17 protein-coding genes and 3 pseudogenes are annotated in these 21,434 nt (G+C 74.3%); 10 read left to right on the forward strand and 10 right to left on the reverse strand.

Annotated elements, in window-relative coordinates; genetic code table 11:
• Positions 1-2: 2 nt before the first annotated feature.
• Positions 3-371 (reverse strand): hypothetical protein, encoded by a 369-nt coding sequence (locus H1D33_RS01905; protein WP_181569703.1) that lies wholly within the window; start codon positions 369-371, stop codon positions 3-5.
• Positions 361-1,896, reverse strand: coding sequence for a helix-turn-helix domain-containing protein (locus tag H1D33_RS01910; RefSeq protein WP_181569702.1), 1,536 nt, complete (start codon positions 1,894-1,896; stop codon positions 361-363). The genes H1D33_RS01905 and H1D33_RS01910 overlap by 11 nt, the downstream gene beginning before the upstream one ends.
• Positions 1,897-2,049: 153 nt before the next feature.
• Between H1D33_RS01910 and H1D33_RS01915 the strand changes: the two genes are divergently transcribed.
• Positions 2,050-2,841, forward strand: a complete 792-nt coding sequence (locus H1D33_RS01915; protein WP_181569701.1) for an alpha/beta fold hydrolase — start codon at positions 2,050-2,052, stop codon at positions 2,839-2,841.
• A gap of 92 nt (positions 2,842-2,933) precedes the next feature.
• On the forward strand, positions 2,934-4,262 hold the full coding sequence (locus tag H1D33_RS01920; RefSeq protein WP_181569700.1) for a hypothetical protein: 1,329 nt from the start codon (positions 2,934-2,936) through the stop codon (positions 4,260-4,262).
• 49 nt (positions 4,263-4,311) lie between these two features.
• On the opposite strand, the gene H1D33_RS01925 is transcribed toward H1D33_RS01920, so the two are convergent.
• Entirely contained in the window at positions 4,312-5,670 is a 1,359-nt protein-coding gene (locus tag H1D33_RS01925) for a hypothetical protein (protein WP_181569699.1), read from the reverse strand.
• Positions 5,667-6,170 carry a SigE family RNA polymerase sigma factor gene (locus H1D33_RS01930; RefSeq protein WP_181569698.1) on the reverse strand — a complete coding sequence of 168 codons (504 nt, stop codon included), beginning with the start codon at positions 6,168-6,170 and terminating at the stop codon, positions 5,667-5,669. The genes H1D33_RS01925 and H1D33_RS01930 overlap by 4 nt, the downstream gene beginning before the upstream one ends.
• A gap of 91 nt (positions 6,171-6,261) precedes the next feature.
• On the opposite strand from H1D33_RS01930, the pseudogene H1D33_RS01935 reads away from it, so the two are divergent.
• Positions 6,262-7,452, forward strand: a pseudogene (locus H1D33_RS01935) (ROK family protein); the annotation flags it as partial.
• A 218-nt stretch (positions 7,453-7,670) separates the two neighbouring features.
• Here the strand turns inward: H1D33_RS01935 and H1D33_RS01940 are convergent.
• Positions 7,671-8,594 carry a phosphotransferase gene (locus H1D33_RS01940; protein WP_181569697.1) on the reverse strand — a complete coding sequence of 308 codons (924 nt, stop codon included), beginning with the start codon at positions 8,592-8,594 and terminating at the stop codon, positions 7,671-7,673.
• A gap of 107 nt (positions 8,595-8,701) precedes the next feature.
• Positions 8,702-9,271, reverse strand: a complete 570-nt coding sequence (locus H1D33_RS01945; protein ID WP_414685476.1) for a dihydrofolate reductase family protein — start codon at positions 9,269-9,271, stop codon at positions 8,702-8,704.
• Between the two features lie 89 nt (positions 9,272-9,360).
• Here H1D33_RS01945 and H1D33_RS01950 point away from each other — a divergent pair, with 89 nt between their 5' ends.
• A complete protein-coding gene (locus H1D33_RS01950; protein ID WP_181569695.1) occupies positions 9,361-9,945 on the forward strand; it encodes a TetR/AcrR family transcriptional regulator in 585 nt (194 codons plus the stop codon).
• Here the strand turns inward: H1D33_RS01950 and H1D33_RS01955 are convergent.
• Positions 9,942-11,225: a hypothetical protein gene (locus tag H1D33_RS01955; RefSeq protein ID WP_181569694.1), complete on the reverse strand. Its 1,284-nt coding sequence runs from the start codon at positions 11,223-11,225 to the stop codon at positions 9,942-9,944. The genes H1D33_RS01950 and H1D33_RS01955 overlap by 4 nt on opposite strands.
• 141 nt (positions 11,226-11,366) lie before the next feature.
• Here H1D33_RS01955 and H1D33_RS01960 point away from each other — a divergent pair, with 141 nt between their 5' ends.
• A complete protein-coding gene (locus H1D33_RS01960) occupies positions 11,367-12,512 on the forward strand; it encodes a polysaccharide pyruvyl transferase family protein (protein WP_181569693.1) in 1,146 nt (381 codons plus the stop codon).
• A gap of 10 nt (positions 12,513-12,522) precedes the next feature.
• Here the strand turns inward: H1D33_RS01960 and H1D33_RS01965 are convergent, their stop codons facing one another.
• A complete protein-coding gene (locus H1D33_RS01965) occupies positions 12,523-12,729 on the reverse strand; it encodes a hypothetical protein (RefSeq protein WP_181569692.1) in 207 nt (68 codons plus the stop codon).
• Positions 12,730-12,812: 83 nt separating this feature from the next.
• Here H1D33_RS01965 and H1D33_RS01970 point away from each other — a divergent pair, with 83 nt between their 5' ends.
• Positions 12,813-13,334: a DinB family protein gene (locus tag H1D33_RS01970; RefSeq protein WP_181569691.1), complete on the forward strand. Its 522-nt coding sequence runs from the start codon at positions 12,813-12,815 to the stop codon at positions 13,332-13,334.
• Between the two features lie 3 nt (positions 13,335-13,337).
• On the opposite strand, the gene H1D33_RS01975 is transcribed toward H1D33_RS01970, so the two are convergent.
• The gene (locus H1D33_RS01975; RefSeq protein ID WP_181569690.1) at positions 13,338-14,198 is read right to left on the reverse strand and encodes a carbohydrate kinase family protein; all 861 of its coding nucleotides are present in this window, start codon (positions 14,196-14,198) and stop codon (positions 13,338-13,340) included.
• Positions 14,199-14,262: 64 nt separating this feature from the next.
• Between H1D33_RS01975 and H1D33_RS01980 the strand changes: the two genes are divergently transcribed.
• From H1D33_RS01980 to H1D33_RS30395, 3 genes and pseudogenes are all read left to right on the forward strand, one after another.
• Positions 14,263-17,415: a DEAD/DEAH box helicase gene (locus tag H1D33_RS01980; RefSeq protein WP_181569689.1), complete on the forward strand. Its 3,153-nt coding sequence runs from the start codon at positions 14,263-14,265 to the stop codon at positions 17,413-17,415.
• Positions 17,412-18,023 (forward strand): annotated as a pseudogene (locus H1D33_RS30390) (SWIM zinc finger family protein); the annotation flags it as partial. The gene H1D33_RS01980 and the pseudogene H1D33_RS30390, both read left to right, overlap by 4 nt.
• Before the next feature lie 231 nt (positions 18,024-18,254).
• Positions 18,255-18,563 (forward strand): annotated as a pseudogene (locus H1D33_RS30395) (SWIM zinc finger family protein); the annotation flags it as partial.
• 51 nt (positions 18,564-18,614) lie between these two features.
• Here H1D33_RS30395 and H1D33_RS01990 read toward each other — a convergent pair.
• On the reverse strand, positions 18,615-18,872 hold the full coding sequence (locus H1D33_RS01990; protein WP_181569687.1) for a DUF3040 domain-containing protein: 258 nt from the start codon (positions 18,870-18,872) through the stop codon (positions 18,615-18,617).
• 453 nt (positions 18,873-19,325) lie between these two features.
• Here H1D33_RS01990 and H1D33_RS01995 point away from each other — a divergent pair, with 453 nt between their 5' ends.
• Entirely contained in the window at positions 19,326-21,428 is a 2,103-nt protein-coding gene (locus tag H1D33_RS01995) for a DUF1800 domain-containing protein (protein WP_181569686.1), read from the forward strand.
• Positions 21,429-21,434: the final 6 nt, after the last annotated feature.

Genomic DNA, 21,434 nt, shown 5'->3' on the forward strand with positions numbered 1-21,434 from the left:
GGCTAGATGGGTGCGCTTCGTTCCGCGATGCTCTCGAAGATGTCGGCGTCGGTCTCCTGCTGCCAGCTTGGCAGGTCGGCCCAGTCAGCGACGTACGACGGTTTGGGATTCGGGAAGTGCTTGTGGATCTGACCGATCCAGCACAGCGCGACGAAGCGCCCCTTCTGCTCCCGGCTCAGCCTCCGGGCAGCGCCGTCCGTGGCCGCCAGAAAGGCGACGACCTGCTCGTACACGGCGGTGGCGCTGGCTCGCTCCCAATCAGGCATCGCCTCCCAGGGCGTGACGTAACCGGGCTTGGGCTCGCCGGGATGGTGGGCTCGGACCCCGGCGATCCACGCATCCCGGAAGACCTGGCCTGCTTCAACGGTCATCTGCCTGCTCCTCAGGTTTCCAGCCGGCGACCGGGGTCGTGACGGCGGCGGTGATCTGCTGGGTCAAGTGGCGCACGTGGTGGTCGCCGCCGAACGGCTTCAGCTCCGTCCGCAGGTCCAAGAGCCGCTGTTTGAGTACGCCGGACTGGCCCTGTCGCTCGGCGTCCAAGGCGGCGGCGCCGAAGTGTACGGCCTGGTAGACGTCGCCGCGCTGGACGCCGACCAGCGCGAGATCGATCATGACGATCCCGCGTCGGCGCACCGACAGACCCTGGCTGACGGCCTCCATGAGGACAGGCTCAGCGAGGGTTGGCCGTCCCAGCGCTACGTAGCAGTTGCCACGTTCCTCGGTTGTTCGTGACCCGTCGAAGCGCAGCCATCCGCCGTTGTGCACCTCGCCGGTCAACGAGCTGACGGATTCCGCTGAGTCGAGCGCTCGGCGGCATTCGTCAACCTGCCCGAGACGCGCCAGCGCCTGGGCTCGGACCGACTGGACCCATTGCCTGGTGGACAGTTGGCTGTCGCCGTTCGCGGCCAGTCGCGCCGCTGCGTCGAGCATCGCCTTCGCGTCGGAGTACGCCTGCTGATAGAGGCTCAGGTAGGCGTACCGGGTCATGGCGCAGGCCCAGAGGTCGTACGCCTGGGCCTCGCGGCAGGCGGTCGCGGCGAGGGAGTAGCAGCGGCCGGCCTCCTCATGGTTGCCGGCATCGAAGGCCAGTTCGCCGGTGAGCTGAAGCAGGTCGGCCACGACGGCGCACAGCCGCCGATGGACGTCGGGAGCGTTGGACAGCCGCAGCGCGTCAGTCACGATCCCGAGTTGCTGACGGACCATCGGGGCGGCGGCGTGCTTCGGCATCGCTGCGCCGTATGCCTTCCACAGGGAGGCGTTCACCATCTCGTACTGTCGCAGGGTGCCGGCGCCCGGCGACGGCGATCCGGCCGTTGAGGAACCAGCGCGTTCCCAATCGACGCTGTGTGCGGCGGGTCCGCCCATCAGAGCACTGGCCATCGTGAGGATGCGCAGTAGTTCCCGTCGCGTCACGTCCCCAGTGTCCGCGATCTTTGTCGACTCCGGCCAGTCCGTGGCAATGCTGACTCCGGCAGCCGCCCCTTCGGTGCCAACCATCGAGGCCGGAGGCTTGAACCACAGCACGCGGGCCGGGATGCCGAGGATCTTCGACCAGTGCGCCAGGCGGTCGAGGTGCACGATCGGTGGACCATTCTCGATGCGGCTGAGTTGCGCCTGGGTCATGCCGAGCCAGCCGGCCACCGTACGCTGCGGCAGCGGTTCGCGGCCGTGGTACGGATGACAGCGGTAGGCGCGGAAGACCCGGCCGAGGTGTCGCTCGGTCAGGGCCTGCCGGATCGGTTCGTGTTCCCAGAAGCTTGCCGGCAAGGTCGGCGGTGTGATGAGCCGGTCCCGCTGCGCCGTCTGGCAGGCGGCGCAGCGGCCGGTGTCGTTGTCGCGGGCCAGCCGCCCACCACAGCGTGGGCAGTTAGTGGGTCTCCCCGGCAACCTCGTCATCCGCGGTCGCTCCGTCCGTAGCGCTTCGTCGAGCCTATCCATCCAATCCGCTCCGTGAGGGATTGGTATACGTGGCGCGCATACGAGGATCGTCGCCGTCGACTTCCTGGACAAACGGACCTGAAGCGTGGGCACGGGCGGGACGATCAGCGGATGAGTCACGCGGACGTCAACGGACTACGGATCTGGTACGAGCAGAGCGGAGCCGGCAGGCCGCTGGTCCTGCTGCACGGCTCCTACGGCTCGACGGAGGCGTTCGCTCCGACCCGGCGGGCGTTCGTCGCCCGTCGGCGGCTGATCGCCGTCGACCTGCCCGGCCACGGCCGCACCGCCGACGCCGACCGGCCGCTGCGCTTCGAGTCGATGGCCGACGACGTGGCCGCGTTGCTGCGCCACCTCGACCTGCCGGAGGTCGACCTGCTCGGCTACTCGCTCGGCGGCGGCGTGGCCCTGCGTACCGCGATCCAGCATCCGACGCTGGTCCGCCGCCTGGTCCTGGTCTCCACCCCGTGCCGGCGTGGGGGATGGCACCCCGACGCGCTGGCCGCGATGTCCGCCCACGACGAACGGGCCGCCGAGCGGATGCGCGGCACCCCGGCCCACGAGCGGTACGCGCGGGTGGCGCCCCGGCCGCAGGACTGGCCGCTGCTCTGGGCCCGCAGTGGTGAGTTGCTGCGCCGCGACTACGACTGGTCGGGCGAGGTGGCCGCGCTGCCGATGCCGGTGCTGCTGGTCTACGCCGACGCGGACGCGATCCCGGTGCGCCACATGGCCGACTTCTTCGGGTTGCTCGGGGGCGGACGCGGGGACGCCGACGGCGCCGACCGTCCGGCGTCCCGGTTGGCCGTGCTGCCCGGCCTGACCCACGCCGACGTGGTCGCGTCCCCGGCCCTGCCGGCGGCGGTGCTGCCGTTCCTCACGCACGTCGCGCGCGCCCCCGGTTGAGCGCCTCCGCGGGAGGAGTGAGTACCGGTACTCAGACGGGACCGGGTATCCGGCGGGCTGACCGGCGGCGCCCGGGCGGGCAGGCTGGACGGGTGATCACGTCGAAGCCGGCCGCCGTCGCGTGCCAACTCGTGGCGGCCTGGGCTCTGGGAGCGCTCGTTCTGCCGGCGATCGGGGAGTCCCTGCTCGTGATGATGTTCTTCGGCGGCTTCGGCCCGGCCGTCGCGGTCGCGGTCGTGGGCCTGGCGGCGCTCCTGGCGTACCTGACCTTCGTGGTCGCGATCACCCGTGAGGTCACGATCCTCGGCGCGACCGGTGGACGCCGACTGCTGTGGGCGCTCACCGTCCTCTGCGGAGGCAGCGTCGGTGGCGCTCTGAGCTGGGCCGCCGTCGAGGCGGCCGGGATCGCGGTGAGCCGTACCCCGGCCGTGACGGCCCTGCTCGGCGGCGTTCCCTACGCGCTGGTGGCCGGGCTGCTCCTGACCCACCGATGGTTCCGCGCGACCGCGCTCGGGCTGAGCGTGGTGCTCGCCGGCGTCGGGGTGGCGGTGCTGCGCCACGAGTCGCCGGACGAACTCGACGCGCGACTGGCCGCCGCCGACATGCGCCGTGAGACGGCCTACTCGGTCGCCGTTCCCGGCTACCGGCCCACCGATGGTCGTGGCTACGGCGACGGCCGGGGTGGGGGAGGCTTCACCCCGACCGACCCGGCCGCGGTCCCACCCGACCGGTACGTCACGATCACGGCGTACGACCGGGTGCTGCCCGGGGAACGGATGTGCGGGCAGCCGAACGCCCAGGACTCCCGCCTGACCTGGGGCTCCTGCACGGTCGAGGCGGGTGGTCTGGTCTACCGGCACAACGAGATCGAACACGGCTACCAGGTTCCGGTCGGCCGCCGGTACGTCACAGTCGTCGGCACCCCGGCGGTCGGCCACGACGTGCTGCGGGCTGCGGCGCGGACGCTGCACCTGGCCACCATGAAGGAGTTGGGTGGGCACCAGGAGCAGACCGGCGACTACTACGTGGCGACGGTCCCCGGCTACGTCGGGCAGGTGGGCGGGATCCCCCCGAGCATGATCTACGCACCGGCCGACCACCTCGGCAGCGGAGGACAGAGCGTGTCCGTCACGCTCTACGTCACGTACGCGTCCGGCGACGACGTCTGCCTCGGCGCCACCGAGTGCCGGCCGGACGCCGGCCTCACGTTCGTCCGCGGTGCGGACACGCACGGATACGTGGCCCGGCACGACGACATGAACGTGCGGGTCATGGGCGGACTGCGGGTCGACCGGGCGCTGCTGCGGCAGGCCGCTCTGGACGCCCGCCCGGCCACCGACGAGGAACTGCGCCGGGCGCTTCCTCCACTCGAGCCGCGCAACCTCGTCGACCACCTCCGGCAGTGGCTGCGGACGTTCTGACCGCCGCCGCCCTGGGCCGGATCACCCGGCACGGAACCCTGCCTGCTCGTCACCCGCGGGAACGGCGACGTCGGACGAAGCGGTAGACGACCACCCCGCCGAGCACCAGCACCACGAGTCCCACGCTCCACCACACCCGGCCACCCAGCCCGGACGGCGGATCCGCCTCCCGGACCCGGCCGGACCGCACCACCGCGTCCGCCACGTCGACGGCGAGCACCTGGTCCGGCGCGGTGAGCAGCGTGGCCGGCGCGGAGGCGCCCGGCGTCAGACCCAGCACGCGGATCGACCGCACGACCTGGTACCAGGTCCGCTCACCCATCTCCAGCGGCCCGCCGGTGGAGAACGCCGGCGCGTTCGGCTCCGGCCGGTACGCGACCACCCACGCGCTGCCGTCCGCCTGCCAGCCGAGCAGCCGGATCGCGGTCACGCCGGAGACGGTCGGCAGCGCCGGGGCGGGCAGCTCCCGCCCCTCGACGTCCACCCGGCCCAGCCGCCACCGGTCGGTCACCGGATCGCGTACCACCAGGGCCAGCGAGCCGTCCGGCAGCCAGGCGCCCTTGCCGGCCAGCGCGCGCTGGGCCGGCAGCGCGAACGAGGACAGTTGCCGCCCGTCCGCGCTCGACACCAGCACCTTATCGCCGACCTGGTAGGCCAGGCGGGACCCGTCGGCGGTGAACGCCACCGGGCTGCCGAAGACCGGCACCTGCGTGGTCTCCAGCAGGCGGACCGCCCGGCCGGTGTCGAGCCGGACCAGGCTGAGCGTGTTCACCGCGGCGCTGCCCTCCGGGTTCACAGACGTGGTGTCGCGGACCACAAGCGCCGACCCGTCCGGCGCCCAGCCGGCCGGGTCGGTCATCGAGCTGCCCGACCGCGGACTGGGCAGGTGCCGGGTCGCGCCGGTGACCAGGTCGATCACGTTGACTCCCGGGTGCCGGCCGGACCGGTCCGGCACGGCGAGCCGCCGCCCGTCGGGGGAGAGCAGCACCCCCTCGCCGGCCGGCACCTCGACCCCCACCGTCCAGTTCCGGTAGCGGTCCGCGTCGGCCGCGACGATGCCGACCGTGCCGTCCTCGTCGGTCAGCCCGGTCAGCCCGCGCGCCTGCCCGCTGAACACCACCGACGCCGGGCCGAGAGGGGGCCGGTCGGTGGCCCGCAACGCGCCGACCGGCGGCAACCCGAGCCGGTCCGGCAGTGCCGCCCCACCCGGGTCCGCCGGCGCCGGCGCGGTCCGCCCGCCCCCGCGTACCGTCAGCGGTGCGGCCGCCACCAGCGCCAGCACCACCGCGACCACCGCGGCGGTCCGCACCCGCGTGCGCCGCGCGGTGGCCACCGCACGATCGTGCACCGGGTACGCGGGCACGTCCGCCGCCGCCTCCCGCAACGCCTCCCGCAGCCGTCCGCTCACCGCTCGCTCCTCTCCGGCGTCCGCTCCCACAGGCCGGGGACGAGGTCCCGGAGCCGGCGCACGGCGTCGTGCCCGTGCCGCTTCACGGTGCCCACCGAGCAGCCCAGCACGTCGGCCACCTGCGCCTCGGTCAGATCCTCGTAGTAGCGCAGCACCACCACCGCCCGCTGCCGGGCGGTGAGCAGCCGCAACGCCGCCACCACGCTCAGCCGCAGCGCGGTGTCCTCGGTGTGGTCGCCGCCGCCCCGCTCGGCCGGCGAGGCGTCCAGCCGCTCGGCCACCCGCCGTCGACGCCACCACGAGACCTGCTGGTGGTACATCGCCCGGCGCACGTACGCCTCCGGGTCGCCGTCGCGGATCCGCCGCCAGTGCCGGTAGGTCCGGGCCAGCGCGCTCTGCAACAGGTCCTCGGCGAGGTGATGGTCCCCGGTCAACAGGTACGCGGTCCGCGACAGCGCGGGTGACCGCTGCACCACGAACTCGTGGAACGACTCCGACATGCCCACCCCCTCGCTGCTATGAACGCCGGTCGGCCACCGGAGGGTTGAGGTCTATCCTCGAACGACAAGCCACGTGCTGACGGGGTGGTCGATGCCGAAGGGTCTGTCCATGGACCGGCACGCGCCGGGAGACAGCCGGCGGCGCAACCTCGGCGCGCTGCTCCGGCGGGTGCACCTGGGCGGCCCGGTCTCCCGCGTCGGGCTCGCCGACTGGCTGGGCGTCAACCGCAGCACGGTCATGGGGCTCACGGCCGAGCTGGCCGCGGCCGGCCTGGTCCGCGAGGTGCCCGCCACGTCGGGTGGCCGTGCCGGGCGGCCGTCCTTCGTGGTGCGGCCGGAGTCCGAGGCCGTCCACGTGCTCGCCTTCGACATCGCGGTGGACCGGCTGGTGGCCGCCCGCGTCGGCCTGGGCGGGGCGGTGGCGGCCCGGCTGGCGGCCGACCGACCGCGGGCGGGCGCCGACCTCGACGCGGTGGTCTCGGTGCTCGCCGGCTTCGGGCGGGAGCTGAACCGGGGCGCGCCGCCCGGATCGGTGTGCGTGGGGGTCGGGGCGTCCTACTGCGGGATGATCCGGCCCGGGGACGGGATGGTCCGGTTCGGACCCGACATGGGCTGGGTGGACCAGGCGTTCGGTGCCGAGCTGGCCCGCCGGCTGGACCTGGGCCTCCCGGTCCTGGTCGGCAACGAGGCCCACCTGGGCGCGATGGCGGAACACCAGCGCGGCGCCGGCATCGGCGTACAGAATCTGATCTACCTGCACGGCGACGTCGGCGTCGGTGGCGGGATCATCGTCGGCGGGGACCTGCTCGACGGGGACGGCGGCTACGGCTCCGAGGTCGGGCACATGTTGGTCAACCCCGTTCGGGGGCGGCCGTGCGGTTGCGGCTCCCGGGGCTGCCTGGAGGCCGAGGTCGGCGAGCGGGCGCTGCTCGACGAGGCCGGCCGCCCGGCCGACCACCGGGGACGCGAGGCGGTACGCGCCGTGGTCGCCGCCGCCGGCGACGGTGACGCGGCGGACCTCGAGGCGCTCGGGCGGATCGGGGACTGGCTGGGGATCGGGGTGGCGAACCTGATCAACCTGTTCAACCCCGGCGTGGTGATCTTCGGCGGGACGCTCCGTGAGGTGTTCCCGGCCGCGGCGGTGCACGTCGAGAACCGGATCGCCGCCAACGTGCTGCCCGTCTCCCGGGACAAGGCCCGCCTGGCCGTCTCGGCCCTGGGCTACGACGCCACCCTGATCGGCGCCGCCGACCTGGCCTTCACCCCCCTCCTCACCAACCCCTCTCCCCTGACCCCGCCCCGCCCGCCCTCGCCCGCCCCCGCCCCCGTCTGCCCCGTCGATCTTGGAGTTGTGGTCGTTGACAGAAGGGTCAATTCCGACCTTCGAGGCGCCACAACTCCAAGATCGACGGGGGTGGCAGGGCGGGGCAGGGGCAGGGCGGGGCGGGGCAGGGCGGGGCAGGGCGGGGTGGGGTGGGGTGGGGCGGCAGGGCGGGCGGGTCAGCCGCTCAGGCGGCGGGACAGCCAGGGCAGCAACGCGTCGGCCTGGAGGCGCTGGAACGCGCGCACGGTGGGGATGCCGGGCGGCGGCGGTTGCCGGGCGCCGTCGAGGAAGAAACCGGTGTAGCCGGCGAGCGCCCCGGTCAGGTCGGCCGGGTCGACGTGCGCGGTGAGCGGCGAGGTGGCGAGTAGCAGGTCCGGGTCGTGGCCGCCGTACACCTGCACGTTGACGACGGTGAGCAGGGTGTCCAGCCAGGCCGGCCCGCGGCAGGCCCAGGGCCAGTCGACCACGGTGACCGTGCCGTCCGGGCCGAGCAGCAGGTTGTCGGCGCGGACGTCGAGGTGGCAGAGCGTGTCGCCGGCCAGGGCGGCGAGGCCCTGGTCGGCGGCGGCGCACAGCTCGTCCAGGTGGGCCCGGGCCCACGGGTCCAGATCGGCCGGCGGGTCGTCGGCGATCCGCCGCCAGCCGCCGAAGTCGTCGGCGAGCGCGTCGGCCGCGGTGGTGGTCGCGACGGCGGGGGCCGGCGTCAGCGTCGCGGCCACGGTCTCCAGGGTGGACAGCGCGGCGGCCAGCTCGGCGGCGTCCCACGGGGTGACCGGATGCCGGCCCGCCACGTCGGCGTAGACCAGCGTGATCCAGTGGCCGTCGTCGTGGCTGCCGAGCAGGCGGGGCGCTGGCGTACCCGCCGGCAGGGCGGCGGCGATCCGGGCCTCGGCCCGGTGCATCGCCGGGCTGCGGTCGTTCTGCGTCGGGCTGACCGACTTGACGAAGGCCCGGCCGCCGCGCGCGGTGCGGACCCGGTCGGCGGTACCGGGGGAGAAGCCGCCCGGCTGTGAATCGGCCGCCACCACCCGGTCGCCGAGGATCGTCTCGACGGCGGCGCGGACGTGGGGCGGCAGCTCGTGCCAGTGCAGTCGGCTCACCGCCCCACGGTGCCGTGCCGTTGCTTGCCTGGGCAACCGGGTTACCGCGGGCCCCTTGTTAAAAGGGGGCCCCTCCTCTACCGAATGCGTTAACAGGGGGCCCCGCCTTACCGCGCGTAGCGCAGCACCACGACGTCGCTGTCGAACGGGCGCGTGGCGGTGAGCGTGAACCGGTGGGGTGCGAAGCCCCGCGCGACGAGTGGGATGCCGCTGCCCGCCACGACCGGGTTGAGCTTGACCACCAACTCGTCGACCTCGTCGAAAAGCTGGCCGGCGAGGTGGCCGCCGCCGCAGAGCCAGATGTCGCCGCCGGGTCGCGTCTTCAGGTCGCGGACGAACGCCACCGGGTCGCCGGCCACCACCTCCACGTCCGGGTGGTCGGCCGGGGCCAGGGTGCGGCTGAAGACGTACTGCCGCAGGTGGGCGTAGGGGCTGGTGACGCCGATCGCCAGGCCCGGCTGGTAGGTGCCGCGGCCCATCAGCACGGTGTCGAAGCGGCCGGTGGGCGGGGAGGCGACGCCGAGCTGGGCGTGGGCGAACGTGGGCAGCGTCTGCGGCCACTCGGTCGCCAGGTAGGGCGCCACGTCCGGCGCCAGCGGAAGGAAGTCGAACGATCCGTCGGGGGCGGCGATGAAGCCGTCGAGGGTGGTGGCGACGAAGTACACGAGCTTACGCAAACCGGCTCCGATGTCTGAGGTAATCACGACGGCTGTCGTGGTTCGACGAATGTACAACACCTGTCGTGGTTGGTGCTAGGCTCGGCGGCGTGGCCCGGAACACCGAACGCCGTACCCTGCTCGCCGACGCCGGCCTGCGGGTCCTCGCCGCCGCCGGCGCGCGCGGGCTGACCCACCGTGCCGTCGACGCCGAGGCCGGCGTGCCCACCGGCACCGCCTCCAACTACTTCCCGTCGCGCGCCGCGCTGCTCGCCGGCCTCGCCGAGCAGATCTTCGACCGGATGGCGCCCGACCCGGCCGTGCTGGCCGACCTCGGCCGCCGGGAACCGTCGCTCGCGCTGGTCACCGACTACCTGCGCGACGTCGTCGCCCGCACCACGCGAGAGCCGGACCTCACCCGGGCGCTGCTGGAGCTGCGGCTCGAGGCCGCCCGCCGGCCCGAGCTGCGCGCCGCGCTCGGCGACGTGCTCCGCCGGGGGTACGCCGACGACGTCGCCTTCCACGTCGCCGCCGCCCTGCCCGGCGGGGCGTACGAGGTGGCGCTGCTGCACTACGCCGTCGACGGGCTCCTGCTCGACCTGCTCACCACCTCGATCGACGCCGGGTTCGACCCCGACCGGGTGGTCGCCACCCTCGTCGCCCGCCTGGTCGGCGCGGCCGCCCCCGGCGACTAGCCGGCGGTGGCGGGCCGGGACAGCCGGCGGAAGAGGTCGTCGTCCCGGCGGAGCAGCCTGCCCAGGGCTCGCAGACCCATGTAGAGCGGCATGGATGCCGCAGCCGCCACGTCCGCCGGCAGGCAGTCGAGCGAATCCGGGTCGCGTCGGAGCAGGTCGAGGTCGAGCGGGCAGTCGTAGGTCAGGGCCTGCACGTACGGCGTCTCCACCAGCCGCACGTCGACACCGACCAGATCGTCGGAGGAGACGGTGAGTTCGGTCAGGCCGACGTACTCCGGCTTGCCGCCACGGTTGAGCCACCGGAAGTAGCCCGACACCAGCGTGTCGCCCAACTGGTGCGGGGCGAGATGGCTCTCCTCCATCAGCTCCCGGCGCATCGCCGAGCTGAGAAAATCGGTGAACCGGGCACCCGGCGGCCGGTCGTGCACGTCGGTCAGGTCCACCGATCCCGAGCCGGCCGGCGCGGCCAGCCCACCGACCGCCGCCTCGGCCTCCGGCTGCTGCCACCCCAGGACGAGCCGCCGATCGGTGGTCAGCGCCAGCGTGGACACCCCGATCACGTTCGCGAGCCGGCTCTGCGACAGCGGCAGCAGCCGCCCGTCCTCCCCGTAGGGCAGGCTGCTGCCGTCCAGGTGTGTCGCGCCGGTCGCCCGGTCCAGCACCCGCCAGCCGAACAGGTAGTTGCTGCACAGAAGCGTGTAGTAGTCGGTGCGGCTGAGTCCGATCTCGCCCTGCCGGAGCACGCTCGGCGTCAGGTCGACGTCCTGGCGCACCAGGGCTCCGTTGAACGTCCGTCGCCGGCGTACGCGAGCGGCGAGGATCGGTCCGGCGTGGGCGGCCAGCCGCCGGGGCAGCCCGTGTCGCTCGTCCGACCAGCCGTAGGTCGCCCCGGCCCGCGGCAGCGCCTCGTCGACGTCGGGTCGGCACCACGCCACCTCGCGGTGATCCGTGGGGAGGCGTACCAGATGTTCCTGCTCGTCCACGGCGGGTGTCGGCACATCCCGCCGCTGCACCAGCCGTACCCGGCCCCGACGCAACGCCCACCACTCGGGCGCCAGCAGGAGCACCGAGAGCAGGACTCCGGCCAGGCCGGACAGCAGCGCCGGGAGCGACCCGAGCGGTGTCGAGACCAGGCCCAGCACACCCAGCAGAAGGCCGGCGACGGCGGCGTACCAGGTCCAGCGGTGCCGGGCGAGCGCCAGGCGGAGCTGCCACCAGCCCCGGAAGCCCACCAGCAGCAACCAGATCCGCCCGTGCCGTATCCCGCCGGCCCCTGCCATGCCACCGCCCTCAAGCTCGCCGGCCGCACACGCTAGCCGAGAACTTCTCGACCGGCTGTCCGGTTCGGTCACCTCGCCCGCAGGCATGTGTCCCGGGGCTGCGGGAAAGCACGTCCGGACGCCCCTGGGAAGGAGCATCGGATGAGGGAAGGCACCGGACTGACCATCGGTGTGCTCGGGTCGTACGGAGGTCGCAACCTCGGCGACGAGGCGATCCTCACCGGTCTCCTGGCCGACCTGCGCCAGCACGAGCCGAACGCACGGATCATCGTGTTCTCCCGCAACCCCGCGCACACCGCGCTGGCCCACCCCGAGGTCGAGGCGGTGCCATGGGAGGGCGTCAGCCGGGTCGACTCGTCCCAGGTGCTCAACCAGCTCGACCTGCTCATCCTGGGCGGCGGCGGGATCCTCTACGACCGGGAGGCCCGGCGCTACCTGCGGGTGGTCCGGGTCGCCCAGGAGCGGGGCCTGCCGCTGCTGACCTACGCGGTCGGGGTGGGCCCGCTCACCGACGGGGTGGACACCGGCATGGTGCGCGAGACGCTGGCGCAGGCCGTCGAGGTGACCGTCCGCGACCAGGAGTCCCGGATGGTGCTGGAGGAGGCAGGCCTGGTCAATCCGATCACCGTGACCGGCGACCCGGCGTTCCTGTTGCAGCCGGAGGAGTTCCCCGCGCAGTGGCTGCGCGAGGAGGGCGTGCCGGCCGGGTCCCGGCTGGTCGGGCTGAGCGTGCGCGAGCCGGGCCGGGCCGCGGAACGCCTCGACGTCGACGGCTACCACCGGCTGCTCGCCCAGATCGGCGACTTCCTGGTGCACCGGATCGACGCGCACGTGCTGTTCGTGCCGATGGAACGCGACGACATCCGACACTCGCACGGGGTGCTGTCCCACATGATCGCCGCGGACCGGGGCCGGATCCTGCACGGTGACTACCGCCCGGCGCAGATCCTCGGCCTGATGCGCCACTTCGACCTGGCGGTCGGGATGCGACTGCACTTCCTGATCTTCGCGGCCATGATGAACACGCCGTTCCTGCCGCTGCCGTACGCCGGCAAGGTCTTCGACCTGGCCCAGCGGCTCGGCGTGCCGGCGCTGCGGGGCATGGAGCGGGAGGTGGAGGGCCCGCTGCTGGCCGAGGTGGACCGGCTGTGGGACGAGCGGGCGGCCCGGGCCGACGAGACGGCCCGCCGGGTGGCCGAGGTGTGCGACCAGGCGCGCGGCACCTCGCAGGTGACCCGCAGCGTGCTGGACAGCATCCGGGCCCGCGCGATGGCCCCGGCGGCCTGAGCCGGCGCGGTCAGACCGCCGGACCGCGCCAGGTGTAGATCCACTCGTGGTCCGGCCGGTCGTCCGACTCCAGCTCGTAGATCTGGGCCTCCGCCAGCCCGCCCGGCCCGAGGTGGTGGTGGGTCAGCGGCGGGCGGCCGTTGCTGTCCAGCTCGACCGTGACGGTGTCGCCGTCGGCCGCGCCGCCCACCAGGGGGATCTGCACCGTGGAAGCCATGCGCCCATCCTGCCCCGGCCGGCAGGCGCGCGCAGCGGATAGCGGGGCAGCGGGCCGCCCGTCCGGGCGACTAGGGTTCGGCAATGGCGACCCCGACGATCGATCCGACACTCGGTCCGGTCCTCGCCCGCACGGGCGACGAACGGGCGATCCTTGACGCGTTCCTCGACTTCCACCGCGCCACCGTGCTGCGCAAGGTGGGCGGCCTCGCCGACGCCGACGCCGCCCGGCGGCTGGTGCCCTCGCTGACCACCCTGGCCGGGCTGCTCAAGCACCTGACCGTGGTCGAGACCAACTGGTTCGCCCGACTGTTCGACCCGCAGCCGGGCGATGTCTACCTCACCTCCCAGGCCGACGCCGACGCCAGCCACACGGTCGGCCCCGACGACACGGTCGCGGGGCTCGCCGCGGCCTACGAGGCGGCCTGCGCCCGCTCCCGGGCGATCGCCGCCCGCGTCGACCTCGGTCACGTGGTGCCGCACCCGCAGCTCGGCGAGGTGTCGCTGCGCTGGGTGCTGGTGCACCTGATCGAGGAGACCGCCCGGCACGCCGGGCACGCCGACATCCTGCGCGAGCTGACCGACGGTGAGACCGGCGCGATCTGAGCCTCAGGCCCGGGGCAGCAGCCCGTCCGGATACTCCATCCCGTCGTGGGTGCACGCGGCGGCGGCCACCCGGGCGGCGTACCGGGCCGCGTCCCGCGGGGCGGCCCCGCGCAGCCGGGCGGCGATCAGGCCGGCGGCGAACGCGTCCCCGGCGCCGTTGGTGTCGACCACCGGCGCCGGCGGCGTCGCGGCGGGCACGTGCGCGGGTGGCGCATCCGGCGTGTGCAGCGTCGCGCCGGCCGCCCCGCCGGTGACCAGCACCGTGCGCGGCGCGAGCGCGGCGGCCTCCGTGCCGGCCCGCTCGCCCAGCTTCACGTCGCTGACGAAGACCAGGTCGGCGGCCTCGGCGAACGGGCGGTGGTAGTCGTTGTCGCCGTCCCAGTCGTGCAGGTCGGTGGAGAGCGACGCCGCGCCGCGCAGCACCGGCAGCGCGTCCCGGGCCCAATCCATGATCGACACGTGCACGTGGGCCGCCCCGGCGACCAGCGCGGCCAGCTCCGCCTCGGCGAACGGCGGCGGGCCGGACCAGGGTCGGGGGTCGTAGAGCGACATCCGGCGGCCGGCCGGGTCGACCAGGTTCACCGAGCGCCGGGTGCCGGCGGGCGCGTCCACCAGCACGGTCCGCACCGACGTCCGCGCCAGCGCCGCGCGCACCACGTCGCCGGCCGGGTCCGCGCCCAGCACGTCGACGAGCGTCACCCGCAGGCCCAGCGCGTGCGCGGCCAGCGCCACCCCGGCGCCGGTGTTGCCGATCCGCAGCTCCACCGGCGGCACGGTCAGCGAGTCGGCGGCGGGCAGCGGCAGCGCGGGCACCCGGGCGCGCACGTCCACGCCCAACCCCCCGATCACGAGCAGGTCGACCATGGCGCCGACGATAGCCGCACCCGGCCGCCTATTCTGGCCCCGGACGTCGTCGAGGGGGAAGCGCGTGCTGGTCATCCACGGGCTGTGGCTGCCCGGCGCCGGGCTCGCCCTGTGGGCCGAGAACGGCACGCTGCCCGCCCGCGCGCCGCGCCGGCCCGGCCGCGCCCCCCGGGAACGGCCGCACCCGTTCGCCGCCGACCACGCCGCGCTGGCCGCCGCGCTCGGCCCGACCCCGGGCCAGCCGGTCTCCGTGCTGCTCGGGCTGCCCACCCGGGCCGGTTCGCCGCTGGACTCGCCGGAGCTGGTCCGGGCCACCGTCGAGGAGCCGGTCCGCGGTCCGGTCACCCGCGCCGGCTGGCGGGTCCCGGCCCTGGCGTACCCGCCGGACGACGCGTACGCGCTGCTGCGTGCCGCCCCGCCGGACCCGGTCGGGGCGAGCCTGCGGCACCTCGCCGAGCTGGCCGACTTCGCCGCCGACCTGGTCGCGCGCGGGCGCCTCCTCCCCACGCTGCGCGTTAAGGAGGGGCCCCCGCTTAACGCCTCCGGTATAGGAGGGGCCCCTTCTTATCACCCCGCTCCCGCCGGGCGAGGGCTGCGGGCGGTGGACGGGTCGGACGTGGCGACCGGGCGGGCGCTCTGGCAACCGTTGCTCACCGGCACCGACGCGGCCTGGGCCCGGGACCTGGCGTCGGCCCTGCCCCCGGCGGCCCGCGCCGCGCGGGAGTGGGCGCCGGCTCCCACGGGTGCACCTGTGGTCGCCCGGACGGACGTCGGGCCGGGGGACCTCGTGGCGGACGCGCTTGACGCGCTGGTCGACGCCGCCGCCCGGGTGGCCCTCGCCGACACCCGGCTGCACCGGGGGATGCGTCCCGGCGGTCCGGTGCCGCGCTGGCTGGCCGCGCTCACCGGCCCGGACCGGACCTTCCCCGCCGAGCCGACCGCGCTGGCGACGCTGCGCACCGAACTGGACGCCTGGCAGCGCGACGCGGCCGGCGGCGCGGTACGGGCCACGTTCCGCCTGGTCGAACCGCCCGTCGACCCGGTCGCCGAGCTGGTCGAGGGGGGCGCCTGGCGGGTGGAGTTCGGTCTGCACCCGGCCGACGAGCCGGGGCTGGTGGTCGACGCCGGGCACATCTGGCAGCGGCCCGCCCCCGCGCTCGCCGCCCGGGGCGTGGACCCGCAGGAGACGCTGCTGGCGGAGCTGGGCCGGGCCAGCCGGCTCTGGCCGGAGGTGGACGCGGCCCTGCGTACCGCCGCCCCGGAGGGGATGGAGCTGGACGCCGACGGCGCGCACCGGTTCCTGCGCGAGGGCGCGCCGGTGCTGCACGCGGCCGGCTTCGGCGTGCTGCTGCCGTCCTGGTGGCGGCGGTCCTCGTCCCGGCTGGGGGCGAGGCTGCGCGCCCGCAGCCGCACCGCGCCGGGGGCGGTCGCCACCACGGCCGGTGGGCTGGGGCTGGACGCGCTCGTCGACTACCGCTGGGAGGTGGCGCTCGGCGACCAGCCGCTGACCGCCGAGGAGTTGGCCGCGCTGGCCGACCTGAAGTCGCCGCTGGTGCGGCTGCGCGGCCGGTGGGTCGAGCTGGACCCGCAGCGGCTGGAGGCCGGGTTGCGGCTGCTGCGCTCCTCGGGCGAGCTGACCGTGGCCGACCTGCTGCGGATGGGGCTCTCCGGCGAGGAACGCGGCGGCGAGCTGCCGGTGCTGGACGTGGTCGCCGACGGGGCGCTCGGCGCGCTGCTGACCGGCGAGGCGGAGCGGCGGCTCACCCCCGCCGACCCGCCGCCGGGTTTCGTCGGGACGCTGCGGCCCTACCAGCGGCGGGGGCTGGCCTGGCTGGCGTTCCTCCAGTCGCTCGGGCTGGGCGGGATCCTCGCCGACGACATGGGGCTGGGCAAGACCGTGCAACTGCTCGCGCTGCTCGCCGGTGACCCGCCGGACGCCGGCCCCACGCTGCTGGTCTGTCCGATGTCGCTGGTCGGCAACTGGCAGCGGGAGGCCGGCACGTTCGCGCCGGACCTGCGCGTACACGTGCATCACGGCGCCGAGCGCGCCCGGGGGGATGAGTTCGCCGCGGCCGTGCGGGCGGCGGACCTGGTGGTGACCACCTACTCGGTGGCCGCCCGCGACGCGTTCGAGCTGGCCGGCGTCGACTGGCACCGGGTGGTGGTGGACGAGGCGCAGGCGATCAAGAACGCCGCGACCAGGCAGGCCGAGGCGATCCGGTCGCTGCCCGCGCGACACCGGGTCGCGGTCACCGGTACGCCGGTGGAGAACCGCCTCGCCGACCTCTGGTCGATCATGCAGTTCGCCAACCCGGGGCTGCTCGGCCCGGCCGCGGTGTTCCGCAAGCGGTTCGCCGAGCCGATCGAGCGCCACGGCGACGCCGAGGTGGCCGAGCGGCTGCGCCGGATCACCGGCCCGTTCGTGCTGCGCCGGCTCAAGACCGACCCGACGATCATCACCGACCTGCCGGAGAAGCTGGAGATGGAGGTGCTCTGCAACCTCACCGCCGAGCAGGCCGCCCTCTACCGGGCGGTGGTCGACGACATGATGTCGAAGATCGAGTCCAGCGACGGGATCGAACGCCGAGGGCTGGTGCTGGCCACCATGACCCGGCTCAAGCAGGTCTGCAACCACCCCGCCCAACTGCTGCACGACGGCTCCGCCCTGGCCGGCCGCTCGGGCAAGCTGGAACGCCTCGACGAGATCGTCGACGAGGTGCTCGCGGCGGGGGAGAAGGCGCTGCTCTTCACCCAGTACGCCGAGTTCGGCGGGATGCTGCGCGGGCACCTGTCGGCGCGTACCGGTCGGGAGGTGCTGCTGTTGCACGGCGGCGTCGGCAAGGCCGACCGGGACGCCATGGTGGCCCGGTTCCAGACCCCCGACGGCCCGCCGCTGTTCGTGCTGTCGCTCAAGGCCGGCGGCACCGGACTCACCCTGACCGCGGCCAACCATGTCGTGCACGTGGACCGGTGGTGGAACCCGGCCGTCGAGGACCAGGCCACCGACCGGGCGTTCCGCATCGGCCAGCGCCGGCGGGTGCAGGTACGCAAGTTCGTCTGCGCCGGCACCGTGGAGGAGAAGGTGGCCGCGATGATCGCCGACAAGCGGAGCCTGGCCCGGTCGGTGGTGGGCAGCGGGGAACAGTGGGTGACCGAGCTGTCCACCGACACGCTGCGGGAGCTGTTCACGCTGGAGGCCGGGGCGGTGGTCGAGTGAGCCCGAGCTTCGACGACTACGGGCCGCCGCGCCGGGTCGAGGGTGGGTTGCGGGCCCGCAGCACCAGGGGCGCGATCGGGCGGTCCTGGTGGTCCCGGCGCTTCCTGGAGGTGCTGGAGTCGTTCGCGCTCGGCTCCCGGCTCACCCGGGGCCGGGCGTACGCGCGCCGGGGCCAGGTGCTCCGGCTGGACGTCTCACCCGGCGTGGTCACCGCCGAGGTGCAGGGCTCCCGGCCGGATCCGTACCCGGTGCGGATCGGGCTGGCCGCGTACCCGGAGGAGGTATGGCGGCGGATCGAGGCGGAGCTGGCCGGGCAGGCGTTCTTCAGCGCCCGGCTGCTCGCCGGCGACCTGCCGGCGGAGTTGGAGGAGCTGTTCGCCGCGGCGGGCGCGCCGCTGTTCCCCGCCGAGGTCGGCGAGTTGGCGCAGCGGTGCGGCTGTCCCGACTTCGCGGTGCCCTGCAAGCACCTGGCGGCCACGTTCTACCTGCTCGCCGAGGCGTTCGACGCCGACCCGTTCCGGTTGCTGCACTGGCGCGGCCGGTCCCGGGCCGACCTGCTCGACCGGTTGCGCACGCTGCGCGGCGCCCGCTCCGACGGCACCGCGGCGGGTCCTGCCGCCGTCAGACCGGGCAGCGCTGGGCCGGGCGTTGCCGGGCCGGGTGGCGCTGGATCGGGCGGTGCTGGATCGGGCGGTGCTGGATCGGGCGGTGCTGGGCCGGGCGGTACCGGATCGGGTGGTGCTGGATCGGGCGGTGCTGGGCCGGGCGGCGCCGGATCGGGCAGTGCTGGATCGGGCGGTGTTGGGCCTGGCGATCTGGGACCGGGTGGTGCGGCGAGCCGGGCCGTGCCGAGCGGCGGGGCGCTACCGGCGGCCGAGGCTGATGGGGACGCCGCGCCGCTCGGGCCGGTGGTCGGTGCCGGGCGCGTGCTGACCGGGTTGCCGGCGCCCGCGCCGGAGGAGGAGCTGGACCGGTTCTGGCTCCCGCCGGTGGCGCTGCCCGACCGACCGCCCACCCTGGACACCGGCCCGGAGCTGCTGCTGCGGCAGCTCGGTCCGCCCGGGGCCGAGATCGGTGGCCCCGGCCTGGCCGAACGCCTGCGCCGCGCGTACCGCGCGTTTGGCCGCGGCGACGCACCGGACGGTTAAGCGGGGGCCCCGCCTCTACCGGAGGCGTTAAGAAGGGGCCCCTCCTTACGGTCACAGGAGGCGGCGGCGGAAGCGCCACATCACGGCGGCGTTGGCGACCAGCACCATGGCGCAGATCGCCCCGGCCAACCGCCCGGCCAGCACGGTCATCGCCGGCAGCGAGGCCCAGAGCACGATGGTCATCAGCATCATGTACCGGCCCCGGCGGCCCTTGATCCGGCTGTTCAGCCGGGCCACGAACCGCGGGTCGCTCTCCCGTAGCTGGCGGGTGATCTGTTCGAACCTGCGCTGATCCTCTTGGCTGAGCATGGCGATGCCTTCCCCTCACGGCTTCAGCGGTTCGGCGGCATACCCGGATCTCAGGGGGGTCACGCGCCGCTGCTGCTGCTTGTTTCGCCGGGGTCGGGCAGGCCGGCACGCACCGGTCGGGCACCTCAGCTCAGGCTTATCCGTACCTTAAGTTTCCCTGTTGTCGTGAACGGGTCCGCGGGCGCCCCGGCGGGCCGAAACCTCGCGTACGGGCCGTCCACGCCCGGGTCGGCCCTGCTCCGGACGGGGGTGGGCCGGGCACGTGGCGACCGGTGCCCGGCGCTGGGCATGAGCACCGTCTTAAGTGCCCGTGGTGGCGCTTCCGGCCCGCCTTGAGCTGCCGGGAAGGGCTGGCTACTTTCCCGTAGCAACTCTCCGGCAACCGTCGCCGCCCCTGCAACCCAACCCCCGGGTGGCAGGCGTGCCGGCGCTCGAAGAAAACGGGATAGGTACATGGCCGACCTGAACGTGCCACCGCGTCGACCCCGGGACGACCGCGGCTGGGACGGATACCAGCACCCCCACCCGGACGGGTACCGCGACCTGGACTCCGCCGCCGCAGCACCGTACGCCGGCGGGTACCCCGCGCCGACGTCCCAGCCCGCCCCGGGACCGCAGTGGGTCGGCCCGAACGGTTTCGCCCCCGCCGGCCCTGCGGCCCAGGGCGGGTACGCCCAGCCGGGCGGCGGTTACGGCGCGCAGGGCGGCTACGGCCAGCCCGCTGGCGGGTACCCGCCGCCGGCCGGGCCGGGACTGCCCACCCTGGACGACGACTCCGACGACGCCCCGAACCGTGGCCGGCGCCGCGCGCTCGCCACGCTCGGCGGCGCGGCGGTGGTCGCCGGCGGCGCGGCGTTCGCCCTGTCCCCGCAGCTTCGTGGCCTGTTCTCCGACGGCCCGGAGGCCGGTGACGCCACCGGCACGGTGACCACCGACGGCACCCAGGCCCGGCCGAGTGGCCAGCAGCCCAGCACGGTGCGGACCTACACCGAGCAGAACGAGAGCTACATGGGCTCGCGGGCCGGCGCGGCGCTCAAGCGCAACGCCCCGGCCGGCGGCCGGCTCTTCGGCAGCCCGGCGGCCGCGGCGGCGGCGACCGAGGTGACCGTGAAGACGGTGCTGTCCAAGGACCCGATCACCCACCTGGCCCGCCGCGCCACGTTCGGCCCGACGCCGAAGCTGCTCGCCGACATCAAGCGGCTCGGCATCGACGACTGGCTGCGCCAGCAGCTCGAGCCGGAGAAGATCGCGCCGACCAAGGGCGAGCTGAAGCTGGCCGACCTGCCGTCGCTCAAGCTCAGCCCGACCCAGCTCCGCGACCAGCGGGACCAGCTCAACGAGCGCGGCGTCGACCCGGCCCGGGAGACGGTGGACGCCACCATCGCCCGGCAGATCTGGTCCGACCGCCAGCTCTTCGAGGTGATGGTCGACTTCTGGAACGACTTCCTGCACGTGGCGGCCGACTTCGACGGCGGCGAGACCTACCGCAACGCGTTCGACCGGGACGTCGTCCGCAAGCACGCGCTGGGCAGCTACCCGGACATGCTGGTCGCCGCGAACAAGCACCCGGCGCTGCTGCTCTACCTGAACCAGGTCGACTCGCGCAAGGACGCGATCAACGAGAACCTGGCCCGGGAGAACCTGGAGCTCTACTCGGTCGGCGTCGACGGCGGCTACACCGAGAAGGACGTGCGGCAGGCCGCCATGCTGCAGACCGGCCGGGGCGTCGCGGACGGCAAGTACATGTTCTTCGGCGACCGGCACTACGTCGGCAAGGTGAAGATCCTCGGGTTCACCCACGCCAACAACTCGAACGACCCCAAGGTCGCCGACAAGGTGATCGACTCCTACATCCGCTACATCGCGCTGCACCCGTCCACCGCGAAGTACGTGGCGCAGAACCTGGCCACCCGGTTCGTCTCCGACACCCCGCCGAAGTCGATCGTGGACCGGCTGGCGAAGGCGTACACCACCAACAAGGGCAACATCCGCCCGGTGCTGGCGACGCTGTTCAGCTCCTCGGAGTTCTGGGCCTCGGTCGGTCAGAAGGTGCGCCGCCCGATGGAGTACCTGGTGGCCACGTACCGGTCGCTCGGTGTCGGGCCGGACGCGACCGCCGGGTTCGACGGCGACAAGCGGCGCACGCCGTTCGCCCAGGGCCTGCGGCAGGTCCAGGACAAGATGCGCGAGCTGGGCCAGTACCCGATGGGCAAGCCCACCCCGGACGGCTACGCCGACGTCTACCTGGCGTGGACCTCGGCCGGCACCATGGTCGACGGCTGGAACGAGGCCGGCGAGCTGCTCGGCGGCTGGCGCAAGCAGTTCACCTACGTCAAGCCGGAGAAGCTGGTGGCGAAGCCGCCGACGACCGCCGGGGCGTACGTGGACGCGCTGGCGGTGAAGCTGGTGCACCAGAAGCTCAGCGCCAAGGAGAAGAAGCTCGTGCTCGCCGTGGCCGGGGTGTCCGAGGGCGCCAAGGTCGACGCCACCTTCAACGGGGCCATCGCCGCGGTCGCGCGGACGATCCTCGCGTCCCCCCAGCACCACCTCCGGTGAGGCATT

This window comes from Micromonospora ferruginea (genome assembly GCF_013694245.2).
GTDB lineage: Bacteria > Actinomycetota > Actinomycetes > Mycobacteriales > Micromonosporaceae > Micromonospora > Micromonospora robiginosa.

Excerpts from the sequence above, each read along its gene's own strand:
- H1D33_RS01960 (WP_181569693.1), top strand. The coding sequence starts at position 11,367 with ATGAGGGAAGGCACCGGACTGACCATCGGTGTGCTCGGGTCGTACGGA.
- H1D33_RS01910 (WP_181569702.1), bottom strand. The coding sequence starts at position 1,896 with ATGACGAGGTTGCCGGGGAGACCCACTAACTGCCCACGCTGTGGTGGG.
- H1D33_RS01995 (WP_181569686.1), top strand. The coding sequence starts at position 19,326 with ATGGCCGACCTGAACGTGCCACCGCGTCGACCCCGGGACGACCGCGGC.
- H1D33_RS01905 (WP_181569703.1), bottom strand. The coding sequence starts at position 371 with ATGACCGTTGAAGCAGGCCAGGTCTTCCGGGATGCGTGGATCGCCGGG.
- H1D33_RS01965 (WP_181569692.1), bottom strand. The coding sequence starts at position 12,729 with ATGGCTTCCACGGTGCAGATCCCCCTGGTGGGCGGCGCGGCCGACGGC.
- H1D33_RS01955 (WP_181569694.1), bottom strand. The coding sequence starts at position 11,225 with ATGGCAGGGGCCGGCGGGATACGGCACGGGCGGATCTGGTTGCTGCTG.
- H1D33_RS01970 (WP_181569691.1), top strand. The coding sequence starts at position 12,813 with ATGGCGACCCCGACGATCGATCCGACACTCGGTCCGGTCCTCGCCCGC.
- H1D33_RS01975 (WP_181569690.1), bottom strand. The coding sequence starts at position 14,198 with ATGGTCGACCTGCTCGTGATCGGGGGGTTGGGCGTGGACGTGCGCGCC.
- H1D33_RS01915 (WP_181569701.1), top strand. The coding sequence starts at position 2,050 with ATGAGTCACGCGGACGTCAACGGACTACGGATCTGGTACGAGCAGAGC.
- H1D33_RS01930 (WP_181569698.1), bottom strand. The coding sequence starts at position 6,170 with ATGTCGGAGTCGTTCCACGAGTTCGTGGTGCAGCGGTCACCCGCGCTG.
- H1D33_RS01990 (WP_181569687.1), bottom strand. The coding sequence starts at position 18,872 with ATGCTCAGCCAAGAGGATCAGCGCAGGTTCGAACAGATCACCCGCCAG.